Annotated in this window: 1 protein-coding gene; it reads right to left on the reverse strand. The window is 73.4% G+C overall.

What is annotated here, in order from left to right:
* Nucleotides 1-2,852, reverse strand: a 2,852-nt coding sequence (locus B1L11_RS44280) for an FAD-binding and (Fe-S)-binding domain-containing protein (RefSeq protein ID WP_256863441.1), incomplete at both ends; no start/stop codon positions are given.

The raw sequence follows: 2,852 nt of genomic DNA on the forward strand, positions 1-2,852 counted from the left end.
AGCAGGTGGTGGTAGGTCTTCCCGGTGGCGCGGGTCATGCCGATCTCGCAGGTGCGGTTGACCGAGGCGTGCGCGGCGAAGTCGCCCTCGGCCACTGAGGCGGCCTCGGCACGGGTGGCGGAGGCGGTCAGTTCCGGGTGCAGCAGGCCTCGGTCGCCGGCGAAGGCGCAGCATTGCCATCCGTCCGGGACGGCGACCTTTGTCGCCACCGCCTCGGCGATCTTCGTGACGGCGGCGTCGAGGCCGAGCCGGACCGACGAGCAGGTCGGGTGCAGGGCGAGTGAGGCCAGCTTGCGGTCCTGGGGCGGCTGTGGCAGCCGGGGCAGGACGTGCTCGGCCACGAAGGTCACGGCGTCGAGCACCCGGACGGCGGGCGCGGCCGCGACGCCCGGCCGTCCTGCGACGTCCGGCCGTCCGGACCCCGCTGGCGCCGGTTCTTCCACGGCCGCCGGTTCTTCCGAGGCCGCCGCCGTGAGCCGTTCGAATCCCTCGGTGCAGGAGGCGGCGTCGCTGACCACCGGGATCTTGCCGCCGTCGGTCGCCGCAAGGAGCGTCTCCCGTACCCGGCGGCGCATCACCGCATAGCCCCCGCCCAAGCCCTTGGAGGACCACGGGGTGCCGCAGCACAGGCTGCCGATGCCCTGCGGCACGTGCAGGCGAAGGCCGGCGCGTTCGGCGAGCCGTAGCAGCGCGGTCATGACGCCGGGACCGCCGTCGGCGGGGGCGAACATGGTGTTCAGGCAGGACGGCAGGTAGACGGCGTCGGCGTCGCGTGCCGGGGCGGGACGGCGCCGTCTGCCGCCGGCTGGCAGGTCGCGGCTCCACTGGGGGACGGTGTCGGGGCCGGCGACCGCGCGGGCGGCCCGGCTGGCGCCCTCGGCCAGCCCGGCCGGGGCCGCGGCGGCGGCGTCGAGGGCGAGGTCCATGGCCCGGGTCACCCCGTCCCAGTGCCTGGCGGCGCTCTTCCAGGCGGTGTGCGCGGCGCGGCCGTGCCGGCCGGCGCGCAGGCGTTTGGTGAGGTCGCCGGTGTTGATCAGCACGGGGCAGGCGGTGGCGCACATGCCGTCCACGGCGCAGGTGTCGACGGCGTCGTAGCCGTACTCCTCCTCCAGCTGCCGGGCCAGGGCGTGGTCGCCGGCGGCCTGGGCCGCGGCGATCTCGCGGCGCAGCACGATGCGCTGGCGCGGGGTGGTGGTCAGGTCGCGGCTGGGACAGACCGGCTCGCAGTAGCCGCACTCCACGCACCGGTCGACCTCCGGCTCCACCGTGGCGACCGGTTTGAGGTCACGCAGGTGCGCCCTGGGGTCGTCGGTCAGCACCACGCCGGGGTTGAGCGTGCCGGCCGGGTCGCACAAACGCTTGACCTCACGCATCACCTCATACAACTCCTCGCCGTACTGGCGGCGCACGAAGGGGGCCATCACCCGGCCGGTGCCGTGCTCGGCCTTGAGCGTGCCACCACGAGACAGCACGGCCTCCACCAGATCCTCGGTGAAGTCGGCGTAACGCTGCAGGTCGCCGCCGAAACGCTCGTTGAGCATGAAGTGCAGATTGCCGTCCTTGGCATGCCCGAAGATCACACTGCGCTCATAACGGTAACGGTCGAACAGCCCGGTCAGCTCGGCGCACAAATCGGCCAGGACGGGGACGGGGACGGCGATGTCCTCCAGCAACGCCGTCGTGCCGGACGGCCGCGCCCCGGCAACCGCGGCGTACAGGTTCTTGCGGATGCGCCACAGCGCCGCCCGGCCCGGGCCCTGCCCGCTGAGCCGGGCCGGGGCGGCCAGGTCCATTCCGGCGAAGATGCGCCCGGCCTCCCGCTCGCGTGCGGCGAGCAGCTCCGGGTCGGACTCCTGCCACTCCACCAGCAGCGCCGCGTGGTCGCGCACCTGAAGGGTGCGCAGCAGCTCGTCGGCCTTCGGGTCGAGCTGGGCCACCCGCAGCGACTCGGCGTCCAGCAGCTCGACGGCGGCGGCCCCGGCCGCGACGATCTGCGGCACCGCCGCCATCGCCTCCCGCAACGCCGGGAAGACGACCAGGCCGGTCGCGGCGAGCCGGTGCGCCGGCACGGTCCGCAGCACCGCCTCGGCGACGAACCCGAGAGTGCCCTCGCTGCCGACGAGCAGACGGGCGAGGATCTGCGCCGGACTGTCGTGGTCGAGGAAGCTGTTGAGGCCGTACCCCATGGTGTTCTTGATGGCGAACTGCGCGGTGATCCGGCGGACCGACTCGGGGTTGCCGCGGACACGCTCGCGCAGCCGTACCAGGCCCTCGGCCAGAGCGGGTTCCAGCGCACGCAGCCGCGCGTCGGCGTCGGCCGCGCCGGTGTCGATCACGGTGCCGCTGGGCAGCACCACCGTCATCGACTCCAGCGTCCGGTAGGCGCTGGCATGGGTGCCACAGGTCATCCCGCTGGAGTTGTTGGCCACCACCCCGCCGATCGTGCACGCCGACTCACTGGCCGGGTCCGGCCCCAGCCTGCGACCATAAGCCGCCAGCCGCGCGTTGACCTGCCGCAACACCGCCCCCGGCTGCACCCGCACCCGCTCACCACCATCCAGCACCTCCACATCCCGGAAGTGACGGCGGGTGTCGACCAGCAGATGCTCACTCACCCCCTGCCCCGACAGGCTGGTGCCACCGGACCGGAAGGTCAACGGCAACCCCGCCCGCATCAACGCCGCCACCTGCTCGGCACTGTCCGGCACCAGGACCGCCTGCGGAGTCAGCAGATAATGCGAAGCATCATGCGCCATACCAAGCCGGTCACTCACCCGCGACCGGCTGATCCCCGGCACGACCGCCTCCACCGCCGCCAGAACGGCGGGATCCGGCGGGGCGATACGGCGCGG

The organism is Microbispora sp. GKU 823, from assembly GCF_002027145.1.
GTDB classification, from domain to species: domain Bacteria; phylum Actinomycetota; class Actinomycetes; order Streptosporangiales; family Streptosporangiaceae; genus Microbispora; species Microbispora siamensis.